This is a genomic window from Streptomyces sp. NPDC031132 (assembly GCF_055570595.1).
Map to the genome: position 1 here is coordinate 486,140 of NZ_JBVIGX010000002.1, position 17,788 is coordinate 503,927.

Annotated in this window: 17 protein-coding genes; 11 read left to right on the forward strand and 6 right to left on the reverse strand. The window is 74.1% G+C overall.

All coding sequences use genetic code 11. The annotated features are described in order from the left end of the window. Nucleotides 1-8: 8 nt before the first annotated feature. Nucleotides 9-692, reverse strand: coding sequence for a SanA/YdcF family protein (locus tag ACZ49B_RS05260; RefSeq protein ID WP_468300587.1), 684 nt, complete (start codon nucleotides 690-692; stop codon nucleotides 9-11). Between the two features lie 330 nt (nucleotides 693-1,022). On the opposite strand from ACZ49B_RS05260, the gene ACZ49B_RS05265 reads away from it, so the two are divergent. The 4 genes from ACZ49B_RS05265 to dnaG all read left to right on the forward strand — a co-directional run bounded on the left by ACZ49B_RS05265 (nucleotide 1,023) and on the right by dnaG (nucleotide 6,498). After that, nucleotides 1,023-1,769, forward strand: a complete 747-nt coding sequence (locus ACZ49B_RS05265; RefSeq protein ID WP_468300589.1) for a sirohydrochlorin chelatase — start codon at nucleotides 1,023-1,025, stop codon at nucleotides 1,767-1,769. Nucleotides 1,770-1,834: 65 nt separating this feature from the next. Continuing rightward, on the forward strand, nucleotides 1,835-3,175 hold the full coding sequence (locus ACZ49B_RS05270) for a deoxyguanosinetriphosphate triphosphohydrolase (RefSeq protein WP_468300591.1): 1,341 nt from the start codon (nucleotides 1,835-1,837) through the stop codon (nucleotides 3,173-3,175). 93 nt (nucleotides 3,176-3,268) lie between these two features. Beyond that, the gene (locus ACZ49B_RS05275; protein WP_468300593.1) at nucleotides 3,269-4,543 is read left to right on the forward strand and encodes an NAD(P)/FAD-dependent oxidoreductase; all 1,275 of its coding nucleotides are present in this window, start codon (nucleotides 3,269-3,271) and stop codon (nucleotides 4,541-4,543) included. 44 nt (nucleotides 4,544-4,587) lie between these two features. Beyond that, nucleotides 4,588-6,498, forward strand: coding sequence for a DNA primase (gene dnaG / locus ACZ49B_RS05280; protein ID WP_468300595.1), 1,911 nt, complete (start codon nucleotides 4,588-4,590; stop codon nucleotides 6,496-6,498). Between the two features lie 8 nt (nucleotides 6,499-6,506). On the opposite strand, the gene ACZ49B_RS05285 is transcribed toward dnaG, so the two are convergent. Together ACZ49B_RS05285 and cutA are read right to left on the reverse strand one after the other, a co-directional pair. Beyond that, nucleotides 6,507-6,929, reverse strand: coding sequence for a gamma-glutamylcyclotransferase family protein (locus ACZ49B_RS05285; RefSeq protein WP_468300597.1), 423 nt, complete (start codon nucleotides 6,927-6,929; stop codon nucleotides 6,507-6,509). Continuing rightward, a complete protein-coding gene (gene cutA / locus ACZ49B_RS05290; protein WP_468300778.1) occupies nucleotides 6,926-7,231 on the reverse strand; it encodes a divalent-cation tolerance protein CutA in 306 nt (101 codons plus the stop codon). The genes ACZ49B_RS05285 and cutA overlap by 4 nt, the downstream gene beginning before the upstream one ends. 240 nt (nucleotides 7,232-7,471) lie before the next feature. Between cutA and ACZ49B_RS05295 the strand changes: the two genes are divergently transcribed. From ACZ49B_RS05295 to ACZ49B_RS05310, 4 genes are all read left to right on the forward strand, one after another. Beyond that, the gene (locus tag ACZ49B_RS05295) at nucleotides 7,472-8,182 is read left to right on the forward strand and encodes a hypothetical protein (RefSeq protein ID WP_468300599.1); all 711 of its coding nucleotides are present in this window, start codon (nucleotides 7,472-7,474) and stop codon (nucleotides 8,180-8,182) included. After that, the gene (locus tag ACZ49B_RS05300; RefSeq protein WP_468300601.1) at nucleotides 8,179-9,453 is read left to right on the forward strand and encodes an ATP-binding protein; all 1,275 of its coding nucleotides are present in this window, start codon (nucleotides 8,179-8,181) and stop codon (nucleotides 9,451-9,453) included. The genes ACZ49B_RS05295 and ACZ49B_RS05300 overlap by 4 nt, the downstream gene beginning before the upstream one ends. Before the next feature lie 188 nt (nucleotides 9,454-9,641). Beyond that, nucleotides 9,642-10,184 carry a hypothetical protein gene (locus ACZ49B_RS05305; RefSeq protein WP_468300603.1) on the forward strand — a complete coding sequence of 181 codons (543 nt, stop codon included), beginning with the start codon at nucleotides 9,642-9,644 and terminating at the stop codon, nucleotides 10,182-10,184. Between the two features lie 139 nt (nucleotides 10,185-10,323). Beyond that, the gene (locus ACZ49B_RS05310) at nucleotides 10,324-10,944 is read left to right on the forward strand and encodes a class F sortase (protein ID WP_468300604.1); all 621 of its coding nucleotides are present in this window, start codon (nucleotides 10,324-10,326) and stop codon (nucleotides 10,942-10,944) included. Nucleotides 10,945-10,961: 17 nt separating this feature from the next. Here ACZ49B_RS05310 and ACZ49B_RS05315 read toward each other — a convergent pair whose 3' ends face one another. The 3 genes from ACZ49B_RS05315 to ACZ49B_RS05325 are packed head-to-tail and all read right to left on the reverse strand — an operon-like array spanning nucleotide 10,962 to nucleotide 13,385. Continuing rightward, nucleotides 10,962-11,738 (reverse strand): sulfite exporter TauE/SafE family protein, encoded by a 777-nt coding sequence (locus ACZ49B_RS05315; protein ID WP_468300606.1) that lies wholly within the window; start codon nucleotides 11,736-11,738, stop codon nucleotides 10,962-10,964. Nucleotides 11,739-11,775: 37 nt separating this feature from the next. After that, nucleotides 11,776-12,105: a hypothetical protein gene (locus ACZ49B_RS05320; RefSeq protein ID WP_468300608.1), complete on the reverse strand. Its 330-nt coding sequence runs from the start codon at nucleotides 12,103-12,105 to the stop codon at nucleotides 11,776-11,778. Further along, nucleotides 12,090-13,385, reverse strand: coding sequence for a ferredoxin reductase family protein (locus ACZ49B_RS05325; protein ID WP_468300610.1), 1,296 nt, complete (start codon nucleotides 13,383-13,385; stop codon nucleotides 12,090-12,092). Before ACZ49B_RS05325 ends, ACZ49B_RS05320 begins: the two co-directional genes overlap by 16 nt. Before the next feature lie 168 nt (nucleotides 13,386-13,553). Between ACZ49B_RS05325 and ACZ49B_RS05330 the strand changes: the two genes are divergently transcribed. The 3 genes from ACZ49B_RS05330 to nirD are packed head-to-tail and all read left to right on the forward strand — an operon-like array spanning nucleotide 13,554 to nucleotide 17,745. Next, nucleotides 13,554-14,849: an NAD(P)/FAD-dependent oxidoreductase gene (locus ACZ49B_RS05330; protein WP_468300612.1), complete on the forward strand. Its 1,296-nt coding sequence runs from the start codon at nucleotides 13,554-13,556 to the stop codon at nucleotides 14,847-14,849. A 2-nt stretch (nucleotides 14,850-14,851) separates the two neighbouring features. Continuing rightward, nucleotides 14,852-17,404: a nitrite reductase large subunit NirB gene (nirB, locus tag ACZ49B_RS05335; RefSeq protein WP_468300614.1), complete on the forward strand. Its 2,553-nt coding sequence runs from the start codon at nucleotides 14,852-14,854 to the stop codon at nucleotides 17,402-17,404. Next, nucleotides 17,401-17,745 carry a nitrite reductase small subunit NirD gene (gene nirD, locus ACZ49B_RS05340; protein WP_468300616.1) on the forward strand — a complete coding sequence of 115 codons (345 nt, stop codon included), beginning with the start codon at nucleotides 17,401-17,403 and terminating at the stop codon, nucleotides 17,743-17,745. The genes nirB and nirD overlap by 4 nt, the downstream gene beginning before the upstream one ends. The last annotated feature ends 43 nt before the right edge of the window (nucleotides 17,746-17,788 follow it).

Sequence of the window (17,788 nt, forward strand, 5' to 3'; positions counted from 1 at the left end):
ACGGCGCGTCAGTTTGCCAGAGCGCCCAGGACCCGCGACACCCCCGGTTCCTTCGGCCCCATGAACCGCGGTTCCGGCTTGAAGGCCGCGTCCAGCGCCGCCTTGCCCGCCGCGAAGACCTCGCGCGTGCCGCCGTAGTACCAGGTCGAGTCGTGCTCGTCGTCCACCCCGATCCCGTACGCCTCCACGCCCGCCGCATCGCACAGCGCGACGGCCCGGCGTATGTGGAAGCCCTGGCTGATCAGCACGGCCCGCTTCACCCCGAAGATCTCCTTGGCCCGGACACAGGAGTCCCACGTGTCGAAGCCGGCGTAGTCGCTGACGATGCGGTCGCCCGGCACCCCGTGGGCGGTCAGGTACGTGCGCATCGCATCGGGCTCGTCGTACTCGGTGCGGCTGTTGTCCCCCGTGACGAGCACGACCTTGGCCTTGCCCGTCCGGTACAGCTCGGCCGCCGCATCGAGCCGTCTGGCCAGATACGGGGTCGGCCGCCCGTTCCACAGCCCCGCCCCGAACACCACCGCCACCTCGGTGGCCGGCGCATCGGCCGTGGTCCGCAGCCGGTCCGCGGCCGCCGCATGCGTCCACGCCGACGGCAGCAGGAACAGCACGCACCCCGCCACCACCGCCTGGACGGCCCGCCGCCGCCCCGCCACCGTCCCCGTCCAACCCGGCATCAGCTTCAGCTTCATGGTCGATCCCCCCGTTGCGCCACACGTCGTTCGCACACATTGACGATCTACGCCCGGCCCCCAGTTCCCCCTCCCCCGCCTTTCACTCGGACGAATGAGCGGGTGAGCACCCGGAAAACACCCGTCACCCCCGCGCAACGCCCACGCAACCTCCGGCCCGCAGGATCGGTTCATGACGGAGCTGGTGCACCCTCCCGAGTCCCTGTCCCTCCCCTTTCCCCCCGCCACGGCCACAGAGCTGCTGACCCGGATCACCACCCAACTCGGCATGCAGCTCAGCGGACTGCGCCCATGGCTCAGCGCGGGGGACCGGTCCGACGGAGTCCGCCCATGCAGCCCACCCTCGTCGCCGTCGCCCACGGCAGCCGCGACCCCCGCGCCCTCCCCACCGTCCTGGCCCTCCTCGACCGGATCCGCGAGCTCCGCCCCCGCCTCGACGTCCGGCTCGGACACGTCGAGCTGAACCGGCCGCTCCTCGGCGAGACCCTCGCGGACACCACCGGCGCGGCCGTGCTCGTCCCGCTGCTCCTCGGCCGCGGCCACCACGTCAAGCGGGACCTCCCCGCGGCCGCCGCCCGCGCCGCCCACCTCGACACCTGCGTCGCCGCCCCGCTCGGCCCGCATCCGCTGCTGGTCGAGGCCCTGTACGAGCGCCTCCTCGAGGCCGGCTGGGCCCCCGGCGCGAGTACGGCCGTCGTGCTCGCCGCCGCCGGCTCCCGCGACCCCGACGCTGCGGACGACACCCGCCGCACCGCCGCCCTGCTCTCCGAACGCCTCGGCGGCGCGCCCGTCGTACCGGCCTACGCCTCCGCCGCGGCGCCCACCGTCCCCGACGCCGCCCGCTCCCTCACCGCCCGCGGCCACCACCGGATCGCGGTGGCCTCGTACTTCACCGCCCCCGGCCGCTTCGCCGCGCAGAGCGCCGCCGCCGCGCCCGGCCCGGCGGCCGCCCCGCTCGGCGACCACCCGGCCCTGGCCCGCCTCGTGCTCCAGCGCTACGACGAGGCCCTGGCCCGGCAGCGGACCCACCTGGCCTCCCCGGCTGCCCTGGCCGCCCTGAAACTGGCCAGCGCATAAACACCGCGTTGGCGCGGATTGCTCAGATTGGTCGCATTGTCGGTGCTTCCGGTTACCGTCTGAGCATGGAAGGCATGGAAGGCACCACCAGCGCACCCGACCGCCACCTCGACCCGAACGGCCCTTACGACGCGTCCGACACCGAGCGCTGGGCCGCCGAGCCCGACAAACGTCCCGGCCGCACCGCCTTCCAGCGCGACCGGGCCCGCGTCCTGCACTCCGCCTCCCTGCGCCGCCTCGCCGGGAAGACCCAGGTGGTCACCCCCGGCAGCCGCTCGTACGACTGGGACGCCAGCCCCCGCACCCGGCTGACGCACTCCCTGGAGTGCGCCCAGGTCGGCCGCGAGCTCGGCGCGGCCCTCGGATGCGATCCCGACCTCGTCGAGGCCGCCTGCCTCTCGCACGACATGGGCCACCCGCCGTTCGGGCACAACGGCGAGGAGGCGCTGAACGAGTTCGCCAAGGACTGCGGCGGCTTCGAGGGCAACGCCCAGTCGCTGCGCCTGCTCACCCGCCTGGAGCCGAAGCGGTTCGTGCCAGACCCGGCCGGCGGCGAGCCCGTCAGCGTCGGGCTCAACCTCACCCGGGCCTGCCTGGACGCCGCCACCAAGTACCCGTGGGCCCGCGGCGGCCACCCCACCGACCCCGACTCGGTCAAGTTCGGCGCGTACGACGACGACCTGCCGGTCTTCGAGTGGCTGCGGCGCGGCGCGCCCGCGGACCGCAAGTGCTTCGAGGCCCAGGTGATGGACTGGTCGGACGACGTCGCGTACTCCGTCCACGACTTCGAGGACGGCCTGCACGCCGGGCACCTCGACCCCAACCTCCTCTTCGCCGAACCCGAGCGCACCGCCATCTGGCGGGTCGCGATCGGCCGGTACGTGCCCGACGACACCGAGCCGGAGGAACTGCGCGAGGCCCTCGACCGGCTGATGGAGGAGGAGTGGTGGCCGCACGGGTACGACGGATCGGCCGTCGCCCAGGCCCGCCTCAAGGACGCCACCAGCCAGCTGATCGGCCGGTTCTGCCTGGCCGCCGAGGGCGCCACGCGCGAGGCGTACGGCTCCGGCCGGCTGACCCGGTACGCGGCCGAGCTGGTCGTCCCGCGCGAGGCGCGCAACGAGTGCGCGGTCCTCAAGGCCGTCGCCGACCTGTACGTGATGCAGCGCGACGAGCAGGAGCGGCTGCGCGCCGACCAGCGCATCGTCCTGGCCGAACTGGCCGAGGCGCTCAGCGCCCGCGCACCCGAGGGACTGGACCCGCAGTTCCGGGCGATCTTCGACGCCGCGCCCGACGACAAGGCCCGCAAACGCGCGGTCATCGACCAGATCGCGGCGCTCACGGACGCCTCTGCGCGCTCCCTGCACGCCCGGCTCACACAGCGCACGCGCCGGTCCGAAGGGTGAGCCGATCGGGCCACTCCCCCTTCACGCGGCAGGCTCAGTGCGGGACGCTCGCATGTGGTCGCATGTGGCGGAGAGGTTATGAGGAGGCATCAGGTGGTCGACGCACACCGGACATTCGTCATCGTCGGCGCAGGGCTTGCCGGAGCTAAGGCGGCCGAGACGCTGAGGTCCGAGGGGTTCACGGGGCGGGTGATCCTGATCGGCGACGAGCGCGACCATCCCTACGAACGGCCCCCGCTGTCCAAGGGGTACCTCCAGGGCAAGGAGGAGCGCGACAGCGTCTTCGTCCACGAGCCGTCCTGGTACGCCCGGGCCGACGTCGAGCTGCACCTCGGCCAGCCCGCGGTCCACCTGGACCGGGAGGCCAGGAAGGTCGTCCTCGGCGACGGCACGGCGCTGCACTACGACAAGCTGCTGCTGGCCACCGGGGCCGAACCGCGCCGCCTCGACATCCCGGGCACGGGGCTGGCCGGGGTGCACCACCTGCGCCGGCTCGCCCACGCCGAGCGGCTGAAGGGCGTACTGGCCACCCTCGGCCGGGACAACGGCCATCTGTTGATCGCAGGGGCCGGCTGGATCGGCCTGGAGGTCGCCGCCGCGGCCCGCGGGTACGGGGCCGAGGTCACCGTGGTCGAGTCGCTGGCCACCCCGCTGCACGCGGTGCTCGGCCCGGAGATCGGCCGGCTCTTCGGGGACCTGCACGCCGAGCACGGGGTCCGCTTCCACTTCGGTTCGCGGCTCACCGAGATCGTCGGGCACGACGGCATGGTGCTCGCGGCCCGGACCGACGACGGTGAGGAGCACCCGGCGCACGCCGTGCTCGCGGCGATCGGGGCCGCCCCGCGGACCGCGCTCGCCGAGACCTCCGGGCTGGCCCTGGTCGACCGGCAGCACGGCGGCGGCATCGCCGTGGACGCCTCGCTGCGGACCAGCGACCCGCACGTGTTCGCCGTCGGGGACGTGGCCGCCGCGCACCACCCGCTGCTCGGGACCCGGCTGCGGGTCGAGCACTGGGCGAACGCGCTCAACGGCGGCCCCGCCGCGGCGCGGGCGATGCTGGGGCAGGAGGTGTCGTACGACCGGGTGCCGTACTTCTTCTCCGACCAGTACGACGTGGGCCTGGAGTACTCGGGGTACGCCCCGGTGGGCGGCTACGACCAGGTGCTGGTCCGCGGCGACGTGGCCAAGCGGGAGTTCATCGCGTTCTGGCTGTCGGAAGGGCGGGTGCTGGCCGGAATGAACGTGAACGTGTGGGATGTCACCGAGCACATCCAGGCCCTGATCCGGTCGAAGGCACAGGTCAACCGCGAGGCACTGGCGGACCCGTCGGTTCCGCTCGACTCCCTGCTCCCGGCCGAAGGGGCTTAGGGGGGCCTGACGGTTTTGTCGGCGCCCGGCCGTAGACTTCACGGGTGGCAGGACGGATCAACGACGACGACGTGAAGGCGGTACGGGACGCGGTCCCGATCGACGCCGTGGTCTCCGACTACCTCCAACTGCGCAACGCGGGCGGCGGCAACCTCAAGGGCCTCTGCCCCTTCCACGACGAGAAGTCCCCGTCCTTCCAGGTCAGCCCCAGCAAGGGTCTCTACCACTGCTTCGGCTGCCAGGCGGGCGGGGACACCCTCGACTTCATCATGAAGATCGACCACCTGTCGTTCTCGGAAGCGGTCGAGCGCCTCGCAGGGCAGGCCGGCATCACCCTGCGGTACGAGGAGGGCGGCTACACCGCCGGCACCAGCGGCCGCGGCGAGCGCATCCGGCTCGTCGAGGCGCACAAGGCGGCCGCCCAGTTCTACGTCGAGCAGCTGGGCAGCGCCGAGGCGGAGATCGGCCGCAGGTTCCTGGCGGAGCGGGGCTTCGACCAGGCCGCCGCCGAGCACTTCAGCGTCGGGTACAGCCCGGCCGGCTGGGACCACCTGACCCGATTCCTGCGCGGCAAGGGCTTCAGCGACAAGGAGCTGATCACCTCCGGCCTGGCCCAGGACAGCCGCAGCGGCAAGCCCATCGACCGCTTCCGCGGCCGGCTGATGTGGCCGATCCGCGACATCAGCGGCGAGGTGGTCGGCTTCGGCGCGCGCAAGCTGCGCGACGACGACAACGGGCCGAAGTACCTGAACACGCCGGAAACGGCGATCTACAAGAAGTCACAGGTGCTGTACGGCATCGACCTGGCGAAGAAGGAGATCGCGAAGACCTCCCGGGCCGTGGTGGTCGAGGGGTACACGGACGTGATGGCCTGCCACATGGCCGGGGTCACGACCGCGATCGCGACCTGTGGCACCGCCTTCGGCGGGGACCACATCAAGATCCTGCGCCGTCTGCTGATGGACAACGCGACGGCCGAGGTGATCTTCACCTTCGACGGCGACGCGGCCGGCCAGAAGGCCGCGCTGCGCGCCTTCGAGGACGACCAGAAGTTCGCCGCCGAAACCTCCATCACCATCGCCCCCGGCGGCATGGACCCGTGCGACCTGCGCCTGGCGCAGGGGGACGCGGCGGTGTCCGGGCTGGTGGAGGCGCGGACCCCGCTGTTCGAGTTCGCGCTGCGGCACATCGTGGCCCGGCACAACCTGGAGAACCCGGCGGGCCGGGCGGCCGCGCTGGACGAGGCGGCTCCGGTCGTCGCCAACATCAAGAACGTCGCGATCCAGCACGAGTCGGCGGTCCAGCTGGCGGGGATGCTGGGCATCCGGGACGAGCAGTTCGTGGTCAAGCGGGTCGCCCAGCTGGCCCGCTGGGCGCGGGAGCGGGGCAACCAGCCCGGCGGGCAGCAGCAGGGCCGCGGCCGGTCCTCGCACGCGTCGTACGAGGCGCCGGCGTCGGCCGCCCCCGCGGGCGGACCGGCGCTGAACCTGCGCAGCCCGGCGCACCGCACCGAGCGCGAGCTGCTCAAACTGGCGCTGCAGCGGCCGGCCCTGGTCTCGCCGGCCTTCGACGCGTACGGGGTGGACGAGTTCACCGCCCCGCCGTACGCGGCGGTCCGCGAGGCCATCCAGGCCGCGGGCGGCGCCTCCCTGGGCACCGACGACTATCTGGCCCGGGTCCGCGACGCCGCGCCGAACGACACGGTCCGCGCGCTCGTCACCGAGCTGGCGGTGGAGGCCATCCACGCCAAGACGGTGGACGAGGTGTACGCGGGCGTCCAGCTGGTCCAGGTCCGGCTGCGGGCGGTCGACCGCCGGGTCCACGAGATCCAGGGCACGATGTCGCGCCTGGGCTCCCAGGCCCCGCCGGAGCAACTGGCGGCGGTCCAGGAGGAGCTCTGGGTCCTCCAGCAGTACGGCCAGCGCCTGCGCAACCGCGGCGCCGAGGGCCTGTAGGACACCCCCTACGGCCGCCGTCCGAACCAGTCGCCGCCCGGTATCTCGGTGCCGGACTCGCGCAGCCGGCGGGCCAGCAGCGGTGCCGCCAGGTAGACCCAGGCAGGGGTCCGGGTGCCGTCAGGGCGGACCGCGTCCCGGCGGACCCGGTCGTAGACGTTCAACGGCCGGTCGGGGCCGTGGTACTCCTCCAGCCGGTCCAGTTCGGCCAGCAGCCTCCCGTACGCGCCGGGCGCCGGCGTGACCAGCTCGCCGACGATCTCCGATCCCGCGTGCTGGACGGCGTACGGGTAGCCGGGACCGTCGTAGAGGAGTGCGTCCGGGAGCCGCGCGGGCTCCTCGGCGGCTGTCCGACCGCGCAGGAACAGGCCGTGGTTGACCTCCCCCGGGCGCAGGGTCCCGTACACGAAGAAGGGGAGCTCGGCGGTCATCCGGCCGTCACCTCGCTCGCGACCCACGCCAGGTAGTCCGCGCTGCCCCGCACCACCGGGGTGGCGATGATCTCCGGAGTGTCGTACGGGTGATCGGCGCTCAGCCGGGCCTCCAGGGCCGGGTAGCCGGCCGGGGTGGTCTTGAACAGCACCTGCCACTCCTGGGACGTCTCCAGCGCGTCCTTCCAACGGTAGACGGAGGTCACCGGTCCGGAGACCTGCGCACACGCGGCCAGCCGCGCCTCCACCGCGCCGCGGGCGAGCGCCGCGGCCGCCTCCGCCGAGTCGACCGTGGTCAGCACGGTGAGCGCGGCGAGCGCCCCGAGCGGCGGATCCGGTGGCGTCTGTGGCGGCGACGGCCGATCGGCTGGTGTCACGGGAGCCCTCCCTCGGTTACGGCGGACAGCGCGCGGTCCGGGACTTTGGTCCCGAGTCTGCCTGCGCCCTTCCACCGTACGCACCGCTGTTACACAACCTCCCGGTGGCCGTGACCGCGGCCGTCTACCGTCGGTCTGTCCTCCCCCAGACCCCTTTGGCCCCTCATGAAACGACCCACCCGACAGCTCGCCGCCGTCCTCCTGTGCGCCTGTACCGGCGCACTCGCCGTCGGCTGCTGCGCCGCGCCCGGAGGGCTCGCCGCCGGTGAGCCCGCGCCGCCCGTGTCGGCCCAGCCCCGGCCCGAGTCGCTCTGGCCGCTGTGGACCGACCACACCGCCCCCGTGGCGCCCGGCAAGCCGGTCGGCACCCGGGAGCCCCCGCCGCAGCCGCTGAAGAACGCCCCGGAGGTGGGGCCGGGCGGGCTGCCCTCGGTGGACGTGAAGGACGTCGTACGAGCCGACAAGCAGATGAAGCCGTTCGCGGCGAAGGGGTGGATCGACGCACCCGGCAAGGCCGGGATCCGCCCGCCCCTGTACCGCGACCTCACGGGCGACGGGAAGCCGGATCTGATCGTCGCCGCCGACGCGCAGACCGGGCGCACCGCCCTCACCGTGTACACCGCGGAGGGCACCCGGATCGTCCCCGTCCTCTTCACCGTCGGCCGGCGGATGGCCGCCGAGTCCATCGGCGGCGACCTGCTGCTGCGCACCGCCGCCGACGACGGCTCCGAGCAGGCCGTCCGCTACCACTGGGACGGCGAGCGGATGCGGGTCGTCAGCGACGAGCGGCGCTACAGCAAGTCCCGGGCGGACTGCGACAGCGGGCAGCGCCCCCAGCCGAAGCGCACCGACCGGTTCGGGGAGGTGTGTGAGTGAAGCCCGGCCTGATCCGCTGCCGCCACCTCCTGCAGGCCCTCGGCCTGCGCTGGAAGATCTCCGCCCTGCTCGCGGCCGGCTGCTCGCTGGTCGCGGTGACCATCGGCGTACTGATCCACGAGGCGCGGGCCCGGCAGGTGGGCGAGGCGGCGCGGGAGAGCGCCCTCGCTCAGCTGATCCGGGTACGCCAGGTGTACGAGCTCACCGGGCGGCTGGACGACGACAAGGTAGGCGAGGCCGGTGCGCGGATCGACTGCCCCGGCCTGCCGGAGCCGCTGCGCCGGGCGGCCCTCGCGGGGCAGCGCACCACCTACCTCGACCTGTCCGGGTCCGATCCGGCGGTGTGGGCCGCGCGCCCGGTCGGCGGCGACCAGGTGCTGTCCGTACGCCGGTCGCTGGCCGGCGAGCAGGCCGAACTGGCCGATCTGGACGAGCAGCTGGTGGCTTCCGGGGCCGGGGTCGTCACACTCGCGGCGATCGGCGGGGCCCTGCTGGCGAGCCGGCTGAGCAAGGACCTGCGGACGGCGGCCGAGACGGCCCGGCGGATCAGCGAGGGCGAGCTGGACGCGCGGATCGGGGCGTCGGGCGGGCCGGGAACCCGCAACGAGGTCGCCGAACTGTCCTCGGCGGTCGACACGATGGCGGCCAGTCTGCAGCAGCGGCTGGAGGCGGAGCAGCGGTTCACGGCCGATGTGGCGCACGAGCTGCGGACACCGCTGACGGGGCTGCACACCGCGGCCGAGCTGCTGCCGGCGGGGCGGCCGACGGAACTGGTCCGGGACCGGGTCGCGGCGCTGCGGGCGCTGACGGAGGACCTGTTGGAGGTCGCGCGGCTGGACGCGCGCCGGGAGGAGGCGCAGCTGGGGGTGCACGCGCTGGGTCCGCTGGTCGCGGCGATCACGCGGCGGGCGGGGGTGACGGCGCAGGTGGTCGGCGCGGACTGCCCGGCCCCGGTCCGTACGGACGTCCGCCGCCTGGAGCGGATCCTGACGAACCTGCTGGTCAACGCCCGTCGCCACGGCGGCGACCCGGTCACGGTGGAGGTCTGCGGGAACACCGTGACCGTACGGGACTGCGGTCCGGGCTTCCCTACGACGCTGCTGCGGGAGGGGCCGCAGCGGTTCCTGACGGGTGCGGCCGAACGGGGCCAGGGGACGGGGCTGGGCCTGACCATCGCCTTCGGCCAGGCGCAGGTGATCGGCGCGCGGGTGACCCTGTCCAACCCGGCCCCGGCGGGCGCTGCGGCGACGGTGACGCTCCCTGCGGGCTGAGCCCTGCCCACCTCCCGACGGCCGGCCCGGCTCACCCGGACGGGGTGGGTCATCTGAACGGCCGAAGTCAGGCGCCGTGACCTGCGGCAACGGCGGCCCACCGGCCAGATCTGACGGAACATCAGCAGGCGGGCCGCGGGCCGGCCGGGTTTCCTCGGGAACACGACCCCGCGTCTCCAGGAGCCCCCATGCGCCGACGCACCGCCCACGTGCTCACCGCCACCGCGCTGACCGCCGCCGCGTTCACCGGCCCGGTCGCCGGCGCGGTGGCCGCCGCGGAGCTCGGCACGGCGGGCTTCGCGCCCGGCGACTTCGCGAAGCTGGAGGTGTGGCCGAAATCCGCCGCCCCCGGGGCGAGCGTCACCGTGAACACCACCGCGTGCGGCCCGGGCAGCCATGCCGACGGCGACGCCACCACGGTCGGCGGCGGCCGCTTCAAGCTGGTGCCCGGCACCCACAAAGAGGTGGTCGTCGGGCAGTTCCAGATCGCCCGCGGCACCCGCCCGGGCACGTACAACCTCGGCGCGACCTGCGCCGACGGCAAGTTCGCCACCGGCGACCTGATCGTCACCGAACGCGGTCCGCAGGGCCACGTGCGCACCGGGGTGGGTGGCGGGACGACCACCACCGTCGACCCCACCAAGATCACGGCGGGAGCGGCCGTGCTGGCCGCGGCCGCCGTCGGCGGTACCTGGCTCCTGCGTCGCCGGGCGAGCGGCACGCGGAGCTGACGGGCGCCCACCGCGGCTGCGGCCGCGGTCCGACCGGTACCGTCCCCCGTCGCCCGCCCCGCGAGGTCCCCCCGTTCGCGGGGCCGGGCGACGGCCTGCCACACGGAACACGGACCCGGAACACAGCCAGGGGGCACCCATGGGCAGAGGCCAGGCCGGCCGCGGCGGGCTCGTCGCGCTCACCGCCTGTGTCGGCATCTGGCTCGTCGGCAGCGGATCCGGCCAGTCCGTCGGGCCCCCGCTGCCCTCCCCCGCAGAAGCGCTGAGCGGGCGGGCGAGCTACCCCGGCAGCATCGCCCCGCTCCCCGGATCCCCGCCGACCCGGATCCGGATCCCCTCCATCCGGGTCGATGCCCCGCTGATCGGGCTGGGCCTGGACCGTGACGGCAGCATCGAGGTGCCCCCGCCCGCGCGCCGCGACCTGGCGGGCTGGTACCGGGACGGCACCACCCCCGGAGCCGTCGGCACCGCCGTCGTCGTCGGGCACGTCGACCACGCCGCCGGCCCGGCGGTCTTCTACCACCTGGGCGCACTGCACCGCGGAGCCGCGATCGAGGTGCCGCGCGCGGACGGACGTACGGCCGTGTTCACCGTCCACGCGGTCGAGGTCTACGAGGCCGAGCGCTTTCCGGACAGCCGCGTGTACGGGCCCTCGCCGCGCGCCGAGCTCCGGGTGATCACCTGCGGCGGGGGCTTCTCACCCCGTACCGGCTACCAGGGCAACGTGGTCGTCTTCGCCCACCTCACCGGCACGTACTGACAGGGTGCGGGGACCGGTCAGCCCCACTGCTCCAGACCGAGCTTGATCACCAGCGCGCCCACCACGGTCAACAGCACGCCGCGGACGAACCCGCTCCCCTTCTTCAGCGCCATCCGGGCCCCGATCATGCCGCCGGCCAGGTTGAACACCGCCATCAGCGCGGCCAGCTGCCACAGCACCATGCCCTGGTACGCGAACATCGCGAGCGCCCCGGCGTTCGTGCAGCAGTTGACGATCTTGGCGGTGGCGGAAGCGGTGACCAGGTCGAGGTGGAGCAGCGCGGTGAGGGCGAGCACCAGGAACGTGCCGGTACCGGGCCCGATGAGACCGTCGTAGAAGCCGATGCCGAGGCCGGCGAGCCCGATGGCGAGCAGCACCCGCTGCCGGCTGACGGGCGCGGTCGAGGGGGCGGTGCCGAAGCCCGGCTTGAAGATCACGACGCCCGCGACGATCACGAGCACCCCCATGATGAGCGGGCGGAGGGCGTCCTTGCTGATCCCGCCGGCCAGCGCGGCGCCGCCCATGGATCCGGCGAGCGCGGCCAGGCCGATCCGGACGGCGAGCTTCACGTCCACCGGGGCCTTGCGTACGTACGTCACCGCCGCGCCCGTGGTGCCGACGATGGCCACGGCCTTGTTGGTGCCGAGCACGGCGGCGGGGTGGGCGTTCGGCAGGCCGAGGAGCAGGGCGGGCAGGAGCAGCAGCCCGCCGCCGCCCACCACCGCGTCGATCCAGCCGGCCGCGGCGGCGGCCACGCACAGCACGATGATCATGGTCGTCGATATGTCAGGCACGCCCACGACCCTATGGAGCCGATCGGTGCAGGACCCATCAACCCCCGGAAACTTGCGCAAAGGTTGAGCTTTCCCGGGCCGGCACCCGGTCCGGAGCCACCGGAGCCGCCGGGTCCACCGTCGCCGTCAGCACGGTCGCGGCCAGCACGCTGGCCAGCCCCAGCCCGGCCGCGACCCGCCGCGCGGGCGGTACGGAGCCCAGCGCGGCCGCGGCCGCCCGCAGCGCGGAGGGCCGGCGGGGCCTGCGGTGCCGGGCCGCGGCTGCGGGGGTGGCGGCCCCGACCGGTACGGACAGCGGGACGTGCAGCGGATGGCGCATGGCGCGGCGGCCTCTCGGAAGCGGGTCGGGGATCAGAAGCTGAAGCACTCGGAATGGATGCGTCCGGCCGGCACCCCGGCCCGCAGCAGCGCGCTCCGCGTCGCCCCGGCCATCCCCGGGGGACCGCAGAGGTACACGTCGTGCTCGGTCAGGTCCGCCACCAGCGCGAGCAGCGCCTGCGGGGCCAGCGGATCGTATGCGGCATCCGAGGAACCGAGCAGGTAGTGCAGCCCGGCCTGCCGCTCGGCGGCGATGGCCTCCAGCTCGGAGCGCAGGACCAGGTGTTCCTCGGCCCCGGCCCGGTAGAGCAGGGTGATCTCCCCCGGCCCGCCGGGCAGCGTCTCGAACAGGGCCCGCATCGGGGTGATGCCGACCCCGCCCGCGATCAGCAGCACCTTGGGCCGGGTCCGCCGGGCGGCGGTGAGCGCACCGAACGGCCCGGTGGCGATGACCCTGGTCCCGGGGCGCAGTCGGCGGATCCGGCGGGAGTGCCCGCCGAGTGCCTTCACGGTGATCCGCAGGGCGTGGCCGCGGACCGGCGCGGACAGCGAGAACGGCAGGGCGGTGTGCCACAGCCGCCGCTGCAGGAACCGCCAGCGCAGGAACTGGCCCGGCTCCGCGCGCAGTTCCGCCAGGTGCTCCCCGTACACGACGACGGAGACCACCCCGGGCCCCTCGATCCGCACCTCGGCCACCCGCAGCGCGTGCCGCAGGGCCTGCCGTACGGGGACCACGGCCCGGTACCAGAGCAGCAGGACGGCGACGGTGGCATGGGCGAGGGCCCAGAACCAGCCGGCCAGGGCGAGGTCGGGCCCGGCGAGCTGGTGGCCGAAGGCCAGGGAGGCGGCGAGGTAGACGAGGAGGTGGACCCCGCGCCAGGTTTCGTGGCCGACCCGGCGGCGTACGGCCCGGGCGGAGGTCGCCCCGACGGCGCCCAGCAGGGCCGTCCCGGCGAAGGCGGCGGCCACCGCGGGGTAGCCGAACAGCTCCCGGACGGCGGAGACCACGTCGACGCCCTGGTGGGCGGCGTATCCGCACAGGGCGAAGAGCGCGTGCCCGAAGCAGAGCAGCAGCACGTGCCGACCGCCCAGCGCATGCCAGCGGGCGAGCCGGTCGGCGCCGACCCCGTGCTCGACGGCGGGTACCCGGGCCATCAGGAAGAGCAGCACCAGCACCCCGTACCCGGCGAGCAGGCCGGTCAGGTGGGCGGCGGTCGCGAACAGCGCGTCGAGCCGGGCGAAGGGACGCACCTGGGCCGCCCACAGCAGCGCCACCACCCCCGCCCCGCCGAGCATCCCGCCCCTGACCCGCACCGCCGCATCTCGCATGCGGATCACGCTAAGGGCGGCCCGAGGGCCGCCGAGCTGCCCGAACCGATCCTTAAGCCGCCCTTGAGGGGCGCCTCACCGACCCTTAACCCGGGCGCTGAGGTGCGCGTTCCGTCCGGGTAACAGAGGCGATGCGGCGGGGAAACAGCGGCCGCGCACGCTCTTGCCATGACATCGGAGCAGCAGCGTGTGGTGGTGATCGGCGGCGGCCTCGCGGGCCTGCGGCTCGCTGCGCGGCTGGGCGCGGGTGCGGGCTCCGACGCGGGTGCCGCGGCGGGTCCGGACGTGACGGTCCTCGGCGAGGAGTCGCACGTCCCGTACAACCGGGTCCTGCTGGCGGACGTGCTGGCGGGCCGGTACGCACCCGAGGTGACCGCCCTCCCGGCCCCCGGTCCGGCGCTGCGGCCCGGTGTCCGGGCCGTCCGCATCGACCGCGCCGACCGGACGGTCCACTGCGACGACGGCAGCACGGAGCAGTACGACACGCTGGTCCTGGCCACGGGCTCCAACGCGGTCCTCCCGCCGCTGCGCGGACTGTTCGAGCCGGAGGGCCGGGAACTGCCCGACGGGGTCCATGCGTTCCGCACCATGGACGACTGTCTGGCCCTGTCCGCCGCCGTGGCCGTACGGGAGGGCGTGCGCGCGGTGGTCATCGGCGGCGGCCTCCTCGGCGTCTCCGCGGCCCGCGCCCTGGCCGAACGCGGCGCCCAGGTGGTCCTGGCCCAGCAGGGCGAGCGGCTGATGGAACGCCAGCTCGACGCGGACGCCTCGGCGCTGCTGCACACCCACCTCACCGCCCTCGGCATCGAGATCCACACGGAATGCCGGGTCCGCGGCCTGACGACGGCGCAGGACACCGGCCGGCGGCGGGTCACCGGGGTCGAGTTCGCCGACGGGTACCGGCTCGATGCCGATGTCGTCGTGCTCGCCTGCGGCGTGCGGCCCCGGACCGGGCTCGCGCTCGCCGCCGGGCTCGAGGTGCGCACCGGAATCGTCGTGGACGACCGGCTGCGGACCAGCGACCCCCGCATCCACGCCATCGGCGACTGCGCCGAGCACGCCGGCCGGGTGTACGGCCTCGCGGGCCCCGCGCTGGAGCAGGCCGACGCCCTCGCCGCGCAGCTCACCGGCACCACCGGAGCCGCCCCCGCCGCCCCCTCGTACACCGGAACCCGCGCCCTCACCCGCCTCACCCTCACCACCGCCGGAGGCGCCGGAACCGGCTCGGGCCCCCTCGATCTCGCCGCCTTCGGCGAGACCACCCCGCTCCCCGGCGACGACGTGGTCCGCCTCGCCGACGCCACCCGCCGGACCTACCGGAAGGTCGTCGTCCGCGGCGACCGCCTCGTCGGCGGAGTCCTCCTCGGCGAACTCTCCAGCGTGGGCGCCCTCGCCCGCAGCTGGGAGGACGAGGAGGACCTGACCGACCTGTTCCACCTGCTCACCGACGACGGAGGCTCCTGATCATGGCCGCAGCCACGCCCACGCCCACTCCCGCCATCGTGCTCATCGGCCACGGCATGGTCGGCCAGCGCTACCTCGAGGCACTCGCCGAGCGCGGGGCCACCGCCACGCACCGGATCACCGTGCTCTGCGAGGAGCCCCGGCCGGCCTACGACCGCGTGCACCTCACCTCGTACTTCTCCGGAAGCACCGCCGAGGACCTCTCCCTCACCCCCGCCGGCTTCATGGAGGAGCACGGGATCGAGCTGCACCTCGGCGACCCCGCCGAGTCCGTCGACCGCGACGCCCGTACCGTCACCTCCCGCTCCGGGCAGGTGTTCCCGTACGACGTGCTCGTCCTGGCGACCGGCAGCTACCCCTTCGTGCCGCCCGTCCCCGGCAAGGACGCGCCCGGCTGCTTCGTCTACCGCACCATCGAGGACCTGCTCGCGATCGAGGAGTACGCGAAGACCCGCACCAGCGGCGCCGTCGTCGGCGGCGGCCTCCTCGGGCTCGAGGCCGCCGGCGCCCTCCAGGGCCTCGGACTCACCACCCGCATCGTGGAGTTCGCCCCGCGCCTGATGCCCGTCCAGATCGACGACGGCGGCGGCGCGGCCCTGCTGCGCACCATCGAGTCGATGGGGCTGACGGTCCACACCGGCGTGGGCACCCAGGAGGTCGTCACCGGAGAGGACGGCCACGTCAGCGGAATGCGGCTCTCCGACGGCTCCACCGTCGACACCGACCTCGTCGTCTTCTCCGCCGGGGTCCGCCCCCGCGACCAGCTCGCCCGTGACGCGGGCCTGACCGTCGGCGAGCGCGGCGGCATCGGCGTCGACGCCCGCTGCCGCACCTCCGACCCGCGCGTCTACGCGATCGGCGAGTGCGCGCTGGCCACCGACGGCCGCGTCTACGGCCTGGTCGCCCCCGGCTACGAGATGGCCGAGACCGCCGCCGAGGACCTGCTGGGCCGCGACAAGGAGTTCACCGGAGCCGACCTCTCCACCAAGCTCAAGCTGCTCGGCGTGGACGTGGCCTCCTTCGGCGACGCCCACGGCGCCACCCAGGGCAGCCTCGACGTCGTCTACTCCGACTCCCGCTCCGGCGTCTACAAGAAGCTGGTCGTCTCCCCCGACGGGGTGCTGCTCGGCGGGGTCCTGGTCGGCGACGCCGACTCGTACGGCCTGCTGCGCCCGCTCACCGGCAGCGTCCCGCCCGTCAGCCCCGACCAGCTGGTCCTGCCCGCCGGCCTCGGCGCGCCCGTCGCGCTCGGCCCGTCGGCGCTCCCCGACTCCGCGGTGATCTGCTCCTGCCACAACGTCACCAAGAAGGCGATCACCGCCTGCGCGACGCTCCCCGAGGTCAAGCAGTGCACCAAGGCGGGCACCGGCTGCGGCAGCTGCCTCAAGGTGATCGGCCAGCTGCTGCCCGCGCCCGCCGACAAAGGGCTGTGCGACTGCTTCCCCTTCACCCGCGCCGAGCTCTACGAGATCGTCCGTACCCGTCGGCTGACCTCGTACGAGCAGCTCCTCGACGGCCACGGCCGGGAGGCGGCCCGCGGCGGCGACGGCTGCGAGGTCTGCAAGCCGACCGTCGGCTCGATCATCGCCTCGCTCGCCCCCACCCTCGGCGCGAGCGGTTACGTCCTCGACGGGGAGCAGGCCGCCCTCCAGGACACCAACGACCACTTCCTCGCGAACCTCCAGCGCAACGGCTCGTACTCGGTCGTCCCGCGCATCCCCGGCGGTGAGATCACGCCCGACAAGCTCATCGTGATCGGCGAGGTCGCCCGCGACTTCGGGCTCTACACGAAGATCACCGGCGGCCAGCGCATCGACCTCTTCGGCGCCAGCGTCGACCAGCTCCCGCGGATCTGGGCCCGGCTCGTCGAGGCCGGGTTCGAGTCCGGCCACGCGTACGGGAAGGCGCTGCGCACGGTGAAGTCCTGCGTGGGCCAGACCTGGTGCCGGTACGGGGTCCAGGACAGCGTGCGGATGGCCATCGACCTGGAGCTGCGCTACCGGGGCCTGCGCGCCCCGCACAAGCTCAAGTCGGCGGTGTCCGGCTGCGCGCGCGAGTGCGCGGAGGCGCAGAGCAAGGACTTCGGGGTGATCGCGACGGCGAACGGCTGGAACCTGTACGTCGGCGGGAACGGCGGGGCCACCCCGCGCCACGCGGACCTGCTGGCCCAGGACCTGTCCGACGCCGAACTGGTCCGGCTCATCGACCGGTTCCTGATGTTCTACATCCGCACGGCGGACCGGCTGGAGCGCACCTCGACCTGGCTGGACCGGCTGGAGGGCGGCCTGGACCACCTGCGGGACGTGGTCGTGCACGACTCGCTCGGGCTGTGCGCGGAGCTGGAGTCGCTGATGGCCGACCACGTGGCGCACTACCGCGACGAATGGGCCGAGACGCTCCAGGACCCGGAGCGGCTGCGCCGGTTCGTGTCCTTCGTCAACGCGCCGGGCGCCCCGGACCCGACCGTGAAGTTCATCCCCGAACGCGACCAGGTCAAGCCCGACCTGACCATTCTCAACATCCGGCCGCTGGAGGCCGTGGGAGGCACCCGATGACCGTGGAACTGCACGTGGCCGAAGGCTGGCTGACGGTGTGCGAGCTGTCCGACCTGACCCCCGGCCGGGGGGTGGCGGTCCTGCTGCCCGACGGGAGCCAGGCCGCGGTGTTCATCGGCCGCTCGGGCGGCATGTACGCCATCGACAACCAGGACCCGTTCACCGGGGCGGCCGTGCTCTCGCGCGGGCTGGTCGGCTGCATCGACGGCAAGCCGTTCGTGGCCTCGCCGCTGCTCAAGCAGCGCTTCGACCTCGCCACGGGGCGCTGTCTGGACGACGAGGAGGCGGCGGTCCGTACCTATCCGGTGCGGACCGCCGTGACCTCCGGCGCGGCGGCGTAGCGACGACGCAGCGAGGGCGTGGCGCGGGCGTTGCGGGGGCGTG

Coding starts and splice junctions, on each gene's coding strand:
- ACZ49B_RS05260 (WP_468300587.1), bottom strand. CDS start 692: ATGAAGCTGAAGCTGATGCCGGGTTGGACGGGGACGGTGGCGGGGCGG.
- ACZ49B_RS05270 (WP_468300591.1), top strand. CDS start 1,835: ATGGAAGGCATGGAAGGCACCACCAGCGCACCCGACCGCCACCTCGAC.
- nirB (WP_468300614.1), top strand. CDS start 14,852: ATGGCCGCAGCCACGCCCACGCCCACTCCCGCCATCGTGCTCATCGGC.
- ACZ49B_RS05310 (WP_468300604.1), top strand. CDS start 10,324: ATGGGCAGAGGCCAGGCCGGCCGCGGCGGGCTCGTCGCGCTCACCGCC.
- nirD (WP_468300616.1), top strand. CDS start 17,401: ATGACCGTGGAACTGCACGTGGCCGAAGGCTGGCTGACGGTGTGCGAG.
- ACZ49B_RS05330 (WP_468300612.1), top strand. CDS start 13,554: ATGACATCGGAGCAGCAGCGTGTGGTGGTGATCGGCGGCGGCCTCGCG.
- ACZ49B_RS05325 (WP_468300610.1), bottom strand. CDS start 13,385: ATGCGAGATGCGGCGGTGCGGGTCAGGGGCGGGATGCTCGGCGGGGCG.
- ACZ49B_RS05285 (WP_468300597.1), bottom strand. CDS start 6,929: ATGACCGCCGAGCTCCCCTTCTTCGTGTACGGGACCCTGCGCCCGGGG.
- ACZ49B_RS05295 (WP_468300599.1), top strand. CDS start 7,472: ATGAAACGACCCACCCGACAGCTCGCCGCCGTCCTCCTGTGCGCCTGT.
- ACZ49B_RS05265 (WP_468300589.1), top strand. CDS start 1,023: ATGCAGCCCACCCTCGTCGCCGTCGCCCACGGCAGCCGCGACCCCCGC.
- ACZ49B_RS05305 (WP_468300603.1), top strand. CDS start 9,642: ATGCGCCGACGCACCGCCCACGTGCTCACCGCCACCGCGCTGACCGCC.